12 protein-coding genes and 1 tRNA gene are annotated in these 15,899 nt (G+C 48.3%); 7 read left to right on the top strand and 6 right to left on the bottom strand.

The window, feature by feature from the left end:
• The first annotated feature begins 206 nt into the window (after window positions 1–206).
• Together NDA06_RS20105 and NDA06_RS20110 are read left to right on the top strand one after the other, a co-directional pair.
• A complete protein-coding gene (locus tag NDA06_RS20105; RefSeq protein WP_190672188.1) occupies window positions 207–1,040 on the top strand; it encodes a metallophosphoesterase in 834 nt (277 codons plus the stop codon).
• A gap of 25 nt (window positions 1,041–1,065) precedes the next feature.
• On the top strand, window positions 1,066–2,190 hold the full coding sequence (locus NDA06_RS20110) for a histidinol-phosphate transaminase (RefSeq protein ID WP_190985067.1): 1,125 nt from the start codon (window positions 1,066–1,068) through the stop codon (window positions 2,188–2,190).
• Window positions 2,191–2,236: 46 nt separating this feature from the next.
• On the opposite strand, the gene NDA06_RS20115 is transcribed toward NDA06_RS20110, so the two are convergent.
• Window positions 2,237–2,788, bottom strand: a complete 552-nt coding sequence (locus tag NDA06_RS20115) for a hypothetical protein (RefSeq protein WP_190414951.1) — start codon at window positions 2,786–2,788, stop codon at window positions 2,237–2,239.
• A gap of 451 nt (window positions 2,789–3,239) precedes the next feature.
• Window positions 3,240–3,905, bottom strand: coding sequence for a GNAT family N-acetyltransferase (locus NDA06_RS20120; protein ID WP_347277009.1), 666 nt, complete (start codon window positions 3,903–3,905; stop codon window positions 3,240–3,242).
• Window positions 3,906–4,774: 869 nt separating this feature from the next.
• Here NDA06_RS20120 and NDA06_RS20125 point away from each other — a divergent pair.
• The 5 genes from NDA06_RS20125 to NDA06_RS20145 all read left to right on the top strand — a co-directional run bounded on the left by NDA06_RS20125 (window position 4,775) and on the right by NDA06_RS20145 (window position 12,513).
• The gene (locus NDA06_RS20125) at window positions 4,775–8,539 is read left to right on the top strand and encodes a response regulator (protein WP_190985066.1); all 3,765 of its coding nucleotides are present in this window, start codon (window positions 4,775–4,777) and stop codon (window positions 8,537–8,539) included.
• A gap of 5 nt (window positions 8,540–8,544) precedes the next feature.
• Complete coding sequence (gene modB, locus NDA06_RS20130; RefSeq protein WP_190985065.1) at window positions 8,545–9,225, top strand: molybdate ABC transporter permease subunit; 681 nt, start codon at window positions 8,545–8,547, stop codon at window positions 9,223–9,225.
• Between the two features lie 43 nt (window positions 9,226–9,268).
• Window positions 9,269–10,486, top strand: coding sequence for a hypothetical protein (locus NDA06_RS20135; protein ID WP_190985064.1), 1,218 nt, complete (start codon window positions 9,269–9,271; stop codon window positions 10,484–10,486).
• An 80-nt stretch (window positions 10,487–10,566) separates the two neighbouring features.
• Window positions 10,567–10,637: transfer RNA gene (locus NDA06_RS20140), tRNA-Gly, on the top strand.
• 1,087 nt (window positions 10,638–11,724) lie between these two features.
• Entirely contained in the window at window positions 11,725–12,513 is a 789-nt protein-coding gene (locus NDA06_RS20145; RefSeq protein WP_190985063.1) for a hypothetical protein, read from the top strand.
• 363 nt (window positions 12,514–12,876) lie between these two features.
• Here the strand turns inward: NDA06_RS20145 and NDA06_RS20150 are convergent, their stop codons facing one another.
• The 4 genes from NDA06_RS20150 to NDA06_RS20165 form a co-directional block, all read right to left on the bottom strand.
• Window positions 12,877–13,260 (bottom strand): low temperature-induced protein, encoded by a 384-nt coding sequence (locus tag NDA06_RS20150; protein WP_190985062.1) that lies wholly within the window; start codon window positions 13,258–13,260, stop codon window positions 12,877–12,879.
• Between the two features lie 179 nt (window positions 13,261–13,439).
• Window positions 13,440–13,733: a hypothetical protein gene (locus NDA06_RS20155; protein WP_190528891.1), complete on the bottom strand. Its 294-nt coding sequence runs from the start codon at window positions 13,731–13,733 to the stop codon at window positions 13,440–13,442.
• Window positions 13,734–13,802: 69 nt separating this feature from the next.
• The gene (locus NDA06_RS20160; protein ID WP_190414959.1) at window positions 13,803–14,864 is read right to left on the bottom strand and encodes an ABC transporter permease; all 1,062 of its coding nucleotides are present in this window, start codon (window positions 14,862–14,864) and stop codon (window positions 13,803–13,805) included.
• 108 nt (window positions 14,865–14,972) lie between these two features.
• A complete protein-coding gene (locus tag NDA06_RS20165; protein ID WP_190426067.1) occupies window positions 14,973–15,485 on the bottom strand; it encodes an adenine phosphoribosyltransferase in 513 nt (170 codons plus the stop codon).
• Between the last annotated feature and the right edge of the window lie 414 nt (window positions 15,486–15,899).

Raw genomic sequence — 15,899 nt, forward strand, 5'->3', positions numbered from 1 at the left:
AACTATTGTAAAAAGAACCATTTAGCGATCGCTTTTGTATTTATTGCAAGGACGCTAGCGAATCAAGAAGCCCATAACCCAGCCTAGTCAAGCAATCTTGAAAAGATTTAATCCATTCTTTTGCTTTCGCTCCTTAATCAGGTGGCAAGGCAACAAATAGCATCTCTGAGCTATCCTGGAATCGCCAGATAGCAAAAGTTGAAAAAATGCACTGGATATTAACCGAATCTTTAAGCGTAGAAAATTTAACAGTAGCGATCGCGGGTTTACCGGCATCTTTGCAAGGCACAAAGCTAGTGCAACTGTCTGATTTGCACTACGATGGCAAGCGATTATCCGAAACACTACTCGCAGAGGCAATTGAAGTCAGCAATCAACTCGAACCCGACCTGGTTTTGTTGACTGGCGACTTCGTGACTGATGACCCATCTCCCATTCACGCCCTAGTGCAACGGCTAAAACACTTGCAAGGTCGCGCTGGTGTCTATGCCGTACTGGGCAACCACGATAATTATTATCGTCATTCAAAACAAGTGGTGCAAGACGCCCTGACTAGCATTGGGATTCATGTACTCTGCAATGAAATTGCTTATCCATTGGGAAAAGAATTACCCTTAGTCGGACTTGCTGATTTTTGGTCGCGGGACTTTAATCCAGCGCCAGTGATGAATCAACTCGATCGGGATACACCCCGAATCGTCTTATCTCACAACCCAGATACTGCCGAGATTTTGCAAGAATGGCGGGTGGATTTGCAACTGTCGGGTCATACTCATGGCGGTCAAGTAGTAATTCCTGGATATGGTCCAGCGCCGCAACTGCTGCAAAACTTTCGTCACCTGATTCCCAAACCGATGCAGCGTTGGGTGCCTTTTATGAAGGAATGCAATAAAGTGGTAGAGCGTTGGGAATGGGCGCAGGGGTGGCATCAGGTAGAAAAAAACCAGCTATATGTGAATCGGGGGCTGGGAACCTATTGGCCCGGACGCCTATTTTGTCCGCCAGAAGTCACGGCGATCGCGCTGGTGGATCAAAAATAGTTTTTAGTTGTTAGATCAGGAATTTATGTTCTCGTTCATCCGGTCAGATTTATCTCAGTTACGCGCCTATATGCCCCACCCAGGCGGCGCATCAGGAAGTCCAGTCACTGGTTCAATTCCAATCGATCGGCTGGATACCAATGAATGTCCTTTTGATTTGCCAAAAGAATTAAAAGAAAAATTGGCATGGACTTATCAGCAGCTAATTGAGACGAATCGCTATCCTGATGGCAGTCATGCCCAACTCAAAGAAGCGATCGCCCAATACACGAACGAATCCTTAGACGCCCCCATTACCCCAGCCAACATCTCTGTAGGTAACGGTTCGGATGAACTAATTCGTTCCCTCCTGATTGCCACCTGTCTCGGCAACGAAGGCTCGATTTTGGTCGCCGATCCTACATTCTCCATGTACGCGATTCTGGCTCATACCCTAGGCATTCCTGTGGTGAATGTCGGGCGTAAGGAAGCGAATTTTGAAATGGATCTTGCCGCAGCCCAAAAAGCCATTGAGGAAACCCAGAATCCGCCAATCCGGGTGGTATTTGTCGTTCATCCCAACTCCCCCACTGCCAACGCCTTAACTACCGCTGAATTGGAATGGCTGCGGAGTTTGCCAGAGCATATTTTGGTGGTCATTGACGAAGCTTATTTTGAATTTAGCCAGACAACCGTGGTGGGTGAATTGTCGCAGCATCCAAACTGGGTGGTACTCAGGACATTTTCCAAGGCGTTTCGGCTGGCAGCACTGCGACTAGGATATGCGATCGCTCACCCAGAACTCATCGTCGCCCTCGAAAAAGTCCGTCTCCCCTACAATCTCCCCAGCTTCACCCAAGCTGCCGCTTTACTTGCCCTTTCCCAGCGGCAACTGCTACTTAGCTGCATTCCCCAAATTCTTAGCGAACGAGAAAAGTTACTCGATTTTCTCAAAGAGCAACAGGATTTACAAGTTTGGCCCAGTGCCTCAAACTTCATCTACCTGCGTCTCCCGACAGAGGAAGCCCTGACTCGATTGGCGCAGCAACTCAAAGAACAGAGAACCTTAGTTCGTCACACCGGCGGCGGTATTCGTCTGACGGTAGGCAGTGAAGAAGAAAATGAGCGATCGCGCCAGCATCTCCTGGCAGCCTTAAAAGCAATCAACTAAGCAGGATTAATTAAAAATTAAAAACTAGGAAGTTTTTAATTTTTAATTAATCCTCCAAATCCCGTGCCCTGCGGATAGTATCTGGCAACACCCCCACCAACAGCGCAAAGGCATCGTCCGGTACTTGCGTCAGCGTCTCCGTGCCAAAGAACTGCTTAAACTGTTCGAGGATCTTCTGTGCTCGTTGCAGCGGCACGGGGTTATCCGTAATTTGTTTCGTGAGTCGAATCCACTGTCTCCGAATCAAATAAGCATTCTGCCGTTCCTGAGCGGATTCAGGAGTTACCAACGACAAATTGCCCACTGGCAACACCCATTTCGCATCCACATCAAACAATCCGCCCACAGCCGCTCCTGGCCCAGCAAACTCTGCATGGTAGTGTTTGTAGAGGATCAAGCCATTCCGACGGCGACTATTCACGATTAACAGATGTTTATCATGCAGCTGATTAAGGATATCAGACGATTCCTCGTCAGGGTTCGGGCTTTCATTATTCATGCCATTAGAGCCTTGAGAGCGGGCGACACAGGTAGGGCTTTGATTGGCATCCGCTTTGTATAGGACAGTCTGGTAGCGCTGTTGGTTGTCGCTATCCATGTCAACTCTTACTGCTATATTTTTTCTTTGGGCATGCACCCGAACCGGAAGTACAGAGGCAAACCCAAGTCTGTTAGTTCTGGATGGATTGCAAGCTTGAGATTCAGTTTGCCATCTATTATGTATGTAAACAATAATTACATTATCAAAACATTTGACATTAGTATAAGTCACCAAGCGGTAATTCTTAATTTTATTTTATGGCATCTTGTCCGAGCGCAGGAAATCTACCAGCCAGTAGTCGCCCACAACCTTACTGTGTTGGGTATTCTTCAATAATCTACCCCCAAAAGTGACAATTGTTTAAAGTTAATGTGAAGTTGCGACAAGCAAGAGTCACTGACTGATTTAAAGACTGATTGAATTGATTAAACGTCTTTTCTGGCTACCAATTTCCAACCCAATCATCCTCAAATCTAAAGAATCTCAGGGAGGCGAGGGGAGGGTTATTTTAGCTTCCACAAGGCAAGTGTTTGTGCAAGAACAGCCGTCGAGGACGCCCCAGCAGCCAGTCACTCCATCTGGGATCGCTATGGTGCAGGTGATATCCCGCCTTCAGATAAAGCTGCCGTGCCTGATGATTATTTTCTAACACGTGCAGGTAGAGGTCGCAGAATCCCCATTCCAAAGCGGTTCGTTCGCAGCGCAGCAGTAACTGCTGCGCGACTCCCCGTCGCCGACACGAGCGGTGGACAGCCAAATTCGAGATGTAAGGATATTGAGAACTCCAGGGTTGCCAGGAACAGGGACGAAGCCCCATTTCAACCGTCCCTACCACGGAATCAGCATTTGTTCCTTGGCGTTCTTGTGTTCTTGGGGACGGGGATGAATCCTCTCCTCTCCCCTGATTGGTACTACCCGAAGCGACAGCGGCTAAACAGATGTAATTCGGAGGAATCAAGCGCAGTCGATTGCGTAAATCTTCGTAAATTCCCAGTCGAAATAACGGATAGGCCAAAGCCCAAATTCCTGACCGAGGGTGAAAGCTATCTGCCAGGATCTCGGTGAGGCTGGTCACATCATTTTGGTGGGCTGCCCGGATGATAAAGTGAGAGGCACCATTCGGTTGTGCGGCTCTTTCAGGTTGGCGGTGCAAGAGTGGAAAGCAGGGATTCACAGCCGAGCGTAAATTGGATATCTAGCAGGTTTCATCCTAGATCATTTTGCAGTGATTTTTGCAGGTTTAAGATCGGGGTACTGGAGCAAAATGAATTAACTGGGAAGATTGACAAGTTGCTGGGCTGGAGAGTTTCTAGGTTGCCCTAGCCGGGAAGAATGCCTACCTTAGGCAAAGCTTCTTTTGTTCCAGCAAGGATACTATTGTACAAGGAGTGCATCGGCCTAGGGAAAATTGGCATCGGACGGTAGAGCCAGCATCGCTATCCTGTCCGGAGCAGCAGCGCTCGTCCAGGTATTTCTCTAACAGCCTGTTATCGATCAATTTCGGAGCAGGGGATATGGAAGCGCGATCGCAGTAGTTATAACTGAGATCCACGCCCAAACGTTAAAGTCAGAAATGAAGAGCGGGTATTTTAAATAAAAAGTAAGTGACAAGTGCATTTTCTCCCCAAAAAGTTATTGAACTGGGTAGGTTCGTTGTCAGTCGTCTGACGACCATAAGCATTGCCTACACCCTACCCCGATTTCTCAGGAACCGCTGTTGGGTAGGACCAAGGCTTCCCCGCAAGGGGAGCGGGGAGCATGAGCCAGAACCGGGGTGTTTCTCGAAAATCGACACCAGAAGGTACAGCAGTACTGAAACTGAAAAATTAAGATTAATTAGGGTGCAACCAGGCAATTTCCACAGCTTCCGGATTCGGAAACAGTGGGATGCGGATAGTAGCTTGGATAGGGAGCCTCTATCTTTATCTCCCATCTGCTTTTCCATCTCAATCGCTGGAATAATCTGTGCATGAAATGGAGACTGTTTTGCATTTGCATGGGCGTAGGCATGAGCTGCACCATACTACAGCAGGAGAGCGGGGCATGAAATCCCAAGCCAGTAAAAAGCCCAAAATTCTGGTCGTCGATGACGAACCCGATAACCTCGACCTGCTCTATCGCACTTTTCATCGAGAATATAAGGTACTCAGGGCAGATAACGGCCCTGCGGCGCTGGAGATTCTGGCGCATGAGGGGGATGTTGCCGTGATCATCTCGGATCAGCGGATGCCCCTGATGAGCGGCACAGAATTTCTCAGCCTCACCGCCACCCAGTACCCAGATATTATCCGGATTATTTTGACGGGTTACACCGATGTGGAAGATTTGGTGGAAGCTATCAACGCCGGAAAGGTCTTCAAGTACGTCACCAAACCCTGGGATGCATCTGAGCTAAAAGCGCTGGTGCAGCAGGCAATGGATACCCACAACGTTTTGAAGGTTCGGACTGAGGAACTATGCCGGACGCTGCGCCGCGAATCGCTGCTCAATACAGTCACGAATACCATTCGCAACGCCCAGTACCGGCGGGGCGGTTCGCCCCTTCAGCAAGTCCTCCAGACGATTGTGGAAACCGTGGGTCATATGCTGGAGGTCAGCGTGTGCATTTTGCGTCCCTTCCAGGAAGACGGGATGGCAGATGAAGGATTCATTTATCAGCGACAAGAGGCAAAAGGCAAGCGGCAATCCTCAGGACTCATCATTTCCGAACTGAGTCCATCGTCAGGACAGAGAACGGCAGGACAGAGGACGGAGGAAGAAGGCGGGAGTCAGGAGTCACTAGAATATACGGCTCCGTCTTCAGTTTTGCTCCCTGAGTCTTCTTTGGGAGAGAGCGAGACTGGGCAGCACAATGAAGATCCCCACTCAGTCTTGAGTCTTCAGTCCTCAGTTCTCAGTCAGTTAGTGTGGGAAACGCACGATGTAGAAGTCATTAATGATGTCGAAACAGATGAGCGACTTCCAGGCGATACCCCTGTAATTAGGCAACGCCTAGAGGCAATGCGACAGGCAGATATTCACTCTAGCTTGGTGGTGCCGCTGTATTGCCAACTGGAATTGATGGCAGTTCTGGCGCTGCACCAGTGCGGACAGCCGCGCGTCTGGCAGGATGATGAGATTCAGTTGGTGGTGATGGTGGCGGATCAAGCGGCTCTGGCTCTTTCCCAGGCGCGGGCTTACGAACAGGTTTCTCGACTTGCACAAAGAGAGGCCCTTGTCAATACGATTACAACGGCAATCCGCTCTAGCCTTGACCCGCAGGACATCTTTGCAGCAATTACGCAACAGTTGGGACAAGCCTTGCAAGTGGATGGCTGTGCCCTGTCGCTGTGGCGGAGAGAGGATGAGTTTGTTCAGTGCGTGGGCTTGTATGACGGGGCAGAAAGCCTGGTGCTGGATACATCGGTGAGCGAGGACCCGATTTTCTCCAGTACGAGCGAAGCATTTGTCACCAAAATGCAATTAGCTCCGCATCTCGGCAATCATACTTCGCTGCAAGCGAAGAATCCTCAATTACCCCACTCGGTTGTCCCAATTGCCGGAAATCCGGTGTTGCAACAGCTGCTAAATACACAAAACCCCGTGGCAGTCCACGATCTGGATCGGAACCCCGAAATGAACGGGTTCGATCTCCCTCTGCGGAGTCCGGCGCGGGCGCTGTTGGTGGTACCGTTACTCTCCGATGGTCAGATTATTGGTAGCATTACCTTGCGCCAAACGAACCGACCTCGCCGCTGGCACGCTTCAGAGGTTGAATTAGCGCAGGCGGTGGCAGCACAGGCAGCGATCGCAGTCACGCAGTCCCGACTGTATCAAAAAACTCGGCAGCAGGCGGAGCGGTTACTGGAATTAGACCGGCAGAAAACCGAGTTTTTCCAGAACGTTTCTCACGAATTTCGCACGCCGCTGACTCTGATGCTAGGGCCGCTAGAGTCAGCGGTCAATCAGCATCAGGATATGCCCTACGACCAAGCTGCGATCGCCCTACGCAACTCCCGCCGCTTACTGCGACTGGTCAATCAACTGCTGGATATCCAACGACTCGACGCCGGTCGAATGCAAGCCAGTTTCCGTCCTTGTAACTTAGTAGAATTTATCGAAACCATTGTCGAAGCTTTTCGCCCCTACTGCGAGAAAAAAGGCTTGCAGCTGACACTCGAAATGAAACCCTGTCAGCCGGTTTATTTAGATTTAGAAAGATTTGACAAGGTACTCTACAACCTTCTCTCCAATGCCATGAAATTTACCGAAGCGGGAGGTACGATAGCCGTGCTAGTGCAACCCGCTGGAGATCACGTCCGAATCCAGGTTTCAGACACTGGCATTGGCATTCGCCCGGAACAAATCCCCCATCTGTTCGAGCGCTTCCGTCAAGCGGAAGGGTCAGTCAACCGCTCCTATGAAGGCAGTGGCTTGGGTTTAGCGCTGGTGAAAGAATTGGTGGAACTCCACGGCGGTCAAATTTCTGTCGAGTCGGTTTACCGAGAAGGCAGCACCTTTACCGTTTGGCTGCAAACTGGAACCGCGCACCTACCGCTGGATCAGGTGTTGGAAGTGCCAACTGAAGTCCAATCCAATCGCGCTGCTGTGGAACTGGCAGATTTGGAGGTGGAAGAAGAAACTGGAGACTGGGAACTTTTGAGACAGGATGAAGCAGCATCTTCTCTGAATTCACTACCAACGGAGTCGCAACCACTATCCGCCTCCAGCGTCAATTCCTCCGTCATCCACACCGTCTTAGTGGTGGACGACAATCCAGATTTACGAGCTTATGTGTCTCGGATTTTGCTAAATGATGGCTATCAAGTTTGCATGGCTCGCAACGGCAACGAAGGATTCGCCGTCGCTAAGGAAAGGCGACCCGATCTGATCGTGACGGATTTGATGATGCCCTTTGTGTCCGGTTTGGATATGATTCGGATGCTCCGAGAGAACCCAGAACTCAAGGGAACGCCGATTATTTTGCTCACTGCCAAAGTAGACGAAGATACTCGCATTGAAGGCACTGAGAGGGGAGCGGATGCTTATCTGGCTAAGCCATTTAACGACCGGGAATTGTTAGCGTTAGTCCACAATTTGCTAGCGCTCAAGGAAAATGAGCGCCGGGTGGTGGAGCTGAATTCTTACCTGACTGAGTCGGTGCTGAAGCGCTTTTTACCTCCAACGATGGTGCAGAAGGCGGCAAAAGGCGAACTGAAGCTGGATTTGAGTCCGGAACCTAGGTTGGTTACGGTTTTATTTAGCGACATCGTGGGTTTTACCAGTTTGGCAAATACCTTGCGAGCGCGACGAGTGGCTGAGTTGCTGAATGAATATCTGGAAGCAATGACCAAAGCCGTGTTTGATAACGGTGGCACGGTGGATAAGTTCATGGGGGACGCAATTTTAGCGCTGTTTGGTGCCCCAGAGGAACTGACACCCAACGAGCAGGTACGACGGGCGATCGGTGCGGCGCGACAAATGCACGCTTCTTTGGAGCAACTCAACCAGAAATGGTTGGAGGCAGGCATTGTTGGCACGAGCGATCGCGCACCCGTCCAGTTTCGCTGCGGCATTCACCAAGGAACCGCCGTGGTGGGAATGTTCGGAGGCAATCAACGGTCGGATTACACGGCTATCGGCCCTAGCGTGAATATTGCCTCTCGCCTTCAAGAAGCAGCGGAGCCGAATTGTATCCTGGTTTCTGCTGCCGTTGCCGATTACCTGGACGAGCAGGAAATGACCAAGTGCAGCCCACTCAAGCTCAAAGGCATCGATGAAACTGTTCTCACCTTTGCGGTTGAACTTAAAGAAAGTGCTGGGGACTGAATAAAGTGCTGAGTCCTCAGTCCTCAGCACTGTTCTCCGCTTTGCGCTTGTCGTTGTGGGTGGCGCTGATTTCCACCGTCTTCGTCGCGATCGCAGGGGGACTGCTGGGCTACCTGTTGGCACGTTACCGCTTTCCCGGTCGAAACTGGGTGGATGCCATCGTCACGCTGCCCCTAATTTTGCCGCCGACGGTGGTGGGATTTTATCTGCTGGTTCTCTTTGGACGCCAGGGGTTAATCGGACGCCCTCTCTACGAAGCGACTGGTTGGACGCCCATTTTTACCTGGCAAGGCGCAGTCTTGGCGGCAAGCATTATGGCGTTACCGCTGATGGTAAAAACGACAAAAGCAGCTTTAGAAAGTGTTGACCCCGTTTACTTACAAGCCGCTGCGACATTGGGTCAATCGAATGGGCAAACCCTCTGGCGCGTTTGGTTGCCTTTAGCCTGGAAAGGTATCCTTGCAGGAATTGTCCTCAGTTTTGCCCGCGCTTTAGGGGAATTTGGCGCAACTTTAATGATTGCGGGGAATATTCCCGGTGTCACGCAAACGATGCCAATGGCAATCTACGAAGCCGTTCAGTCGGGACGCGACAACACCGCCTTGATTTTGGTGGTTATTCTCAGTTCGCTGTCTCTGTTCATTCTTTTTCTGACAAATTTTCTGGAACGTAGCGGATTCAGGTGAACGTCTACTGTTTCTAACAATAAGAGTCCTTCAAGTTTTGAGAATGGCACTACCAAACCAGCGCCCCAACGATCCGGCTCAGAGTCCTCCGACTCGGCACTTACATCTCGTTAGCGCATCGGCTCCACCTCCCTTAGAGAAGCCAGATGCGATCGCCTCCCAGCAGCGAGTCGATGCCCGGAATCGGTCTACATCATCCACGCTGTGGAGTATTTACACTCTAATTTCTGTAATTGTCCATGTATTGGGGATGTGGATGTTGCAGCGGGTAATCATGGGACCTGCCAGCGTCGATGTGGCTACGGAACCCATTCCTGTTGAGCTAATTACCTCCGTTCCCTATTCCGAAGAGAGGTTAGAGCCACAAGCGGCAACTCCCCAACAAAGACAAGAGAGCGATCGCAATTTTAACGTTCCAGGTAGAAGCCCTGTACAGCAGCCAATACCCGCGCAGCCTCAAGAAAATCCTCCTGTAAATTCTCAACCGAGAATTCAACGCTCTTTCAGAATCCGTCTCAATCCTTTCCCTCAAGCGCAAAACCCTACCGCTAACTCGCCTTCTACCCCGCAAAGACAGCAGCCGAACTCTGATGTTGTTGCGACCAGACCCATCATCCCTACACCTGCTCCGCGCCCGCCATTGGTGCCGCAGCAACCCCCTGAAACGGGTCGTCCCTTGGGGTCATCCTCCCAAGATGCAGGAACCGCCGCACCTGCACCGCCATCTCAACCGCAGCCATCATCGTCCCAACCCGTCGAACCATCCCCAGCTCCTGTCACCCCTCCGCCAGCTCCTCCCGTACAGGCAAGCCCAGCCCCACCAGCCCCAGCTCCCATTCCACCCGCACCGCCTGCTGGAGAGCCACAAAGCGCACCGCCACCCGCACCCACAGCGCCCGCAGCCCAAGGTAGAGGCGTTGTGGCAACTTTATTCAATGTCCGCTCTGGTAACGCTGGCACTGATGAGCCGAACCAATTAGCCGTACCGCAGCAACAGCAGAAACAAATTCCCGACCTTGATTATCCGCTGCTAACTGGGCAAGCTCCCGACCAGCCTATCGTCTTGGAAGTTTTATTGTTGATTGATAACACGGGCAAACCGTCAGTTCAGCGAGTGCTGCAAGGAAGCGGAAATTTAAACGATTCGCACTTTGTCAATGAGCTAATTCAAGGCTGGAGATTTCAACCCGCTTACATGGGAGGTGGAGCCGTTGACAGCTTGCTGGAAGTCTCTATCCGAATTTCTCCTCTCTCCCAGTGAAAAAATGCACGCCTCCCCTACTCAAGCTCTAAAAAATTGTGGTATAGTAATCTAGTTATGGTTTGACCATACCTCAATTTGCGGGTGTAGTTTAGTGGTAAAACCTCAGCCTTCCAAGCTGATGATGCGAGTTCGATTCTCGCCACCCGCTTTTCCGAAACATAGACATATCAAATAACATAGCGATTCAGTATCGCTTAAGTCTAAGAAATTTTGGGTATAAAGATTCGGTTTGGGTATGAATTTGGGTACAACTTAGGTATGTAGCGGGGTATTAGTAGTAAGAAAATTGCTGACACAATACTTCTGCGGGTTTGTCAACCTCATTTTCTATGGCTTTGTAAGGCACTTCAATCTAGTTAGGGTTATGTTCCCTGAAATCACTGTATTGTGCTTTACGGACGATTGAATGGTACTGTAGGCAGGCGATCGCATAAATTCAGTTGACCAATCCAGTTCGCAAACAGATTTAGCAATGCTAATAGAATATGGATAGTTAGACTTAAGAGATAGACCTTTAGAAAAGCCAACTTTATTTTTCAGTGAAAGCGTAGAAACTAGAAACTCTTTGCTTGGATTAGTTACCAAAGCAGGCAATTAGTATAAGCAAAGTTTCTCTATTCTATTCTAAAAAATGTTTTTTTTATTGAAAAAAAGTTTCTATGTACATCCACAATAGCACTCAGGCTTGCTACAATGGGAGAGTAAGGGGGAAAGGTGCCTGTCAATCAGCTCTCTGACCTCTGACACCAATCTTAAAACAATTCAGCCTCAATTAGAATAACCTTTCCTGGCGTGATCAAAAGCGTTTGGTAAACCCTAAAGCGATTCTATTAGTAAGTTAGCAAAAAACTTTAATAGACATTGGAGGGGTAATGATAGAGACAGTAGGGTACTTATACCTTAACAACGGTAGAATGTCCGCAGATCGCGTGATAGCTTTAACCCGTTGGCTGATAATAACTAAGTCTTATGATCTTATTTGCACCTAGACAAGTCTCTAGTTAATGGATAAGTTAAGACTTTATGTCACACCAAAGGCGAGGGAGTAGCGACCTATCAAATAATCGTTACTTTGTAGCAGATATGATCTGTCTTGTATAGAAAGATCATATTTAATTAGGTGCAATCCCTAATCTCACCTATTTCTACATATATTCATCAGCACTACATTTTATGTAGTGCTTTTTGTATATGTAGATAATCTCAAACCAACATAAATGGGAGGATGTATTCTCATGAATTCTAAAACTCAAACAAAAGAAACTCAAGATGAGTTTGAGTTTCATCTTTACGAAGGTATGATGCTTCCGGTAAGCAAGAAGGGCATAGTAATAGAGGAACCATTCTCTATTATTACTACTCGAACTGGAACAACTGTAGGGCAAGCTTTAGCTGAGTGTCCTTCAGTAAGACCTACAGAAGCTGAGGCACAAGCTGCAAAAACCTCAGTATATGAGGCAACGATATGGGGGTATCCAAAAACTTCTCTTTTTAAAATAATCCCGCTTGAGGGAAGTTTTAATATTACCGTAATTCCTACTTATACTTACAAGCTGCCTAAAAATGTGGATTTAGCAGAGGTAAGACGACGGTTCAATAGGATTCTTTACGACATTTTGAAAGATTCCATTCTCACAGTATCAAACAACTCACTTCCAATGCATTATCGAGCAATGGCTAACATCTTGTTGTCTCCTGAGTTTCAGGAAAAAGTACAGGCAGTTAAATTAGATTTTTATGGGACGGAAATTAATGATCCAATCAGTGCTGAGGATTACTGGAAACACTCCTTCTTCGCATTCTTTGACACGGCGTATTTGTACGGAATCGAGGGTGAGCGAGGTAAGCAGCAAAAAATGCTCAACGAGGCTTTTAACTTTGCAACAAAATTTTCGCAAAAAATTAGTGCGACGTTAAGACAAGAAGGAATTCATCATTTAGAATCTCCACATGATATTCATGAGCATTTTCTTAGTTTGTACAAACAATACGAACCTTTAAAAAGAGGAAAAGAGCCAATTTGATAGCGCGAGCGCTACCAAAACCTTTACACCCGATTGGAAACCTAACCCCCAACCCCTGGAAGAACCAGGGGTTGGGGGTTAGGGCAAGCGCATTCAGGATGTATGGAAATTTACCCATATCCGTGCTTTGAAGACTGAACTTAGACCTCAAGCCACAAGAGAACTCCAATTCTAGGGCATTATTGCCGTCACACGGTCTAACGAGCCAGCGTTTCAGCATCGCCAGCCTAAAAAAACAAGGCAGACTCCTGCCTGCCCTATATAACATCAAGAACAACCCCTGCGGAGTTGCCCTGATGATGAGACCCTGCATCCGCACTCAGCAGATACTAGGGCGCTCAGTCTTGAGCAAATACTATTTCCTTAGTCTTTGCCGGTAATGCCTTCCAGAGCTTTCTGAACTTTTTGTTCAACTGATTGGACGCCTTGCGAATTTTCGTTGGTACTCATCTTCTCAGCATCAGCAGATCCTTGAATTTCATTCAGACCCTGGCTGGCTTCCTTCTGAGTCTCCTTAAGCGAATAGGGGTCTTTCAGAACCGCCTTTTGTGATTTCTCTTCAATCTTCGTCAGATTGGCTTCTCCGTCTCCGGGGCGACTGTTGGTGCCGCTATATCCTGCGGGGGTTTTTGTGCTGCTGTAGGCTGGAGTTGCATAGCTGAACAATAGTAAAGCGCAAAAACAAGCAGCGATCGCCATACGCACTGGACGTACCCAAGCAGACAGGTTGAAACGGATCGATTTCATAGAGTCCCTCTCTCCTAATTTGTCGAAATTAGCACTATTAAGATTTGTTGATCGGATCAGACGAAACAACTGCCTGAACGACCTCTCTTATTTGCTCAAATTTTGGAGCTTCTGACATCTGTACCTAGGTATACTTGCAATAAATCTTTAGAAAAGGCAATAGAAGTCAATAATTTGGCTTAACTTGGCGATAAAAACTGAATTTTGGGTAATAGTGGGTCTTCAACCATCCCAATTCCCTTAAATCCCCACCGTTGCAGCAACCCTTTTACCTGGCTTCCAGAGATTGACTCAACAGCGAAGCGATCGCTGACATCTGGGGCATGGGCGTTGAGATAGCTTAGCGCATCAAAATGTTCGCCAAACATCAACAAATAGCCAGAGCTACTGGTTGAAGAACTTGTATCGGGTTGAGCTAAAAGATATTGACCATCAGCTCTCGAACGAATTAGGTAATAGACTTGGGAAAACATAGAAAATGCAAAGATAATAGGCTAATCCGTAATTGAGAATTGGACGGGAAGAAACCATTAGCCATTTCCTCATTTAAGATTTTCCAACTTAATTCTCGGATCGGCTACTTTTAGCAACAAATCAGCGATAAGATTGCCGACAATCAGCATCACTGCCCCCATAATCAAACTTGCCATTACTAAGTAGATATCTTGGATAGTAACTGCCTGTAAAATCAACCGTCCTAATCCGGGCCAATTGAAGAAAAATTCGGCAATAAATGCCCCACTTAACAAACTGGCAAACTCAAATCCTAAGAGCGTTATTAGGGGATTAATCGCATTGCGGAGGGCATGAACATAAATCACCCGGTCTTCGGGGAGTCCCTTGGCACGAGCTGTCTGGATATAGTCTTGGCGGAGAACATCGAGTAATTCTCCCCTGGTAATTCGCTGCAAACCTGCAAAACTGGTGACACTCAGCGCTAGGGTGGGTAAAATCATGTGCCAACCGATATCCAAAATTTTGCCGAACCAGGATAAATCGGCGTGATTGATGCTGGTTCTGCCACCGACTGGAAATAGGGGTGAAGTGTACTGGGCGAAAATTAGCAACACCAGCGCCGTGATGAAGCTGGGAAACCCTTGTCCGGCGTAGCTCAGCACTTGCAGGAGGCGATCGCTAGCGCGATTTTGGTTAACTGCACCGACGATCCCCAGTGGAATCGCGATCGCCCACGTCAGAATCACCGATGCGATCGCGAGTTCCAATGTCGCTTGGATACGCTCCCACAACAGCGATGACACCGAACGCTGATAGACAAAACTCGTACCAAAATTGCCATAGCGCAAAATCTGCCACAGCCACCGTCGGTACTGTTCAATCGCTGGTTTATCCAAACCAAACTGTTGCCTGAGTTCCTCAATTCGTTCCGGGGAAATTTTGGGATTCTGCCTCAAAGTATCTAAATAATCTCCCGGAGCCATCTGACTAATTGCAAAACTCAGCGTCGAGGCTAGAAACAAAGTCAAAATTGCCTGTAATAGCCGTTTTGCCACGTAGAGAAAAGTTTCACTTGTAACCAGCCTTTTGAGCCAATTTAAACTAGCTGTTAACCCATTCTGACCTGAAGAATTTCTAGTAGAAGTCATGAAATATAGAATCCCATATCGCCAAAATTTTTGTAACTTGCTAATCGCTAATTGTTTAATAGCTTGTTTTCCATTAGCAATTAGCAATTAGCCATGAGCAGTTGCTCCCTAATACTCAACCAGCGTCACAATTGGCACATCAGGAAGTCGTTGACGCCCACCTAAATCTCTTAGCTCGATGATAAATCCAAATCCTACTAAGGTGCAGCCAATTTTCTGTACCAGCTCAGCCGTTGCCGTTGCCGTTCCACCCGTCGCGATCAGATCGTCCACAATCAAAACACGGCTTCCGGGATGTAGAGCATCTTGATGCATCTCTAGGCGATCCATCCCGTACTCTAATTCATACTCAACCGTGTGAACAGCACCTGGTAACTTTCCAGGCTTCCGGACGGGGATAAACCCAACTCCCAGTTTGTATGCCAGAGGTGCCCCAATAATAAAACCCCGCGACTCCATCCCAACGACGTACTCTGGAGACAACTGGGCGCACTTTTCGGTTAAGGTTTCAATGGTGTAGCGCAGTCCTTCCGGATCTCGCAGTAGCGTCGTTATATCCCGAAACAGAATTCCTGGTTTAGGAAAGTCTGCAATGTCGCGTATCAGAGACTTGAGATCCATAGCAGCTCGTAAAAAGAGGGTTGTAGGTAAACTCGGTATCCGTTGCATCACAGAGGCAGGATCTCCCCCGGATGTGCAAGGATATACCTGGAAAATCGTACACTAGAAGGCTGCACGGTTTTGGAGCATTCCTAACACTCAAGAGCCAGCGGGCAGCTATTGAGGCGTGTGAGTAGTCGTATCTATATGATTCAAGTACAACCACCTCCAAAATCATCCACTTGCCCGAAGCTTCAATCCCGATCGCGACACCCTGATTTTAGTAAAATCCAGCTGGGCATATAAATAATCGGATAGCAGATGGACACAAATGTAACCGTCAAAAGTCATTGATTTCCATATGCAATTCGTTGTAGCCCGTGCGAGCCATCAACCAGTTCAACTGTCCTGCTATTTGGAATGAATCTTTCTGTG

The organism is Trichocoleus sp. ST-U1, assembly GCF_039961835.1.
Classification (GTDB): Bacteria; Cyanobacteriota; Cyanobacteriia; order Cyanobacteriales; family FACHB-T130; genus FACHB-T130.